Annotated in this window: 1 protein-coding gene; it reads right to left on the reverse strand. The window is 45.2% G+C overall.

Features of this window, described 5'->3' with window-relative positions; genetic code table 11:
* The coding region (locus tag QTO00_RS20890; RefSeq protein WP_331426410.1) for an ABC transporter substrate-binding protein at positions 1–370 on the reverse strand (370 nt) is incomplete at its 3' end.
* Positions 371–416 lie beyond the last annotated feature (46 nt).

Consider the following 416-nt stretch of genomic DNA (forward strand, 5'->3'; position numbering starts at 1 on the left):
ACTCAAGTCGCTGAGTGATCATTTCTAGGTTTTGTTTGTATTCATTGGCGATTTTTTCTGCACGCTCTTCTTGACCAGTGATCACGCCAATCAACTTAGTACTTTTCAGGTGGCGCTCCAAAGTTTGTGCGTTGTAATCGACTACAACCACAGAAACTCCAGCATCTTCGATACGTTCGATTTCCGAGCCAAGGCCTTTGTATTGCCAGTCAGCGAGCATCAGGACATCTGGGTTTAGACTAATGACTTTTTCCGCAGAAAACGTATTGGTATCGACGCGACCAATTTCAGGGATTTTGTCAAGAGAAGGACGGTGTTTAACGTAGAGCTCCCAGTTTGCAGAGCGTGTTTGCCAAATGTATTTAGACATCCCAACCACATTGTCGTACGCGGCTTCTGTACCAATGGCCATATAG

Source organism: Vibrio sp. M260118 (assembly GCF_036533755.1).
GTDB lineage: Bacteria > Pseudomonadota > Gammaproteobacteria > Enterobacterales > Vibrionaceae > Vibrio.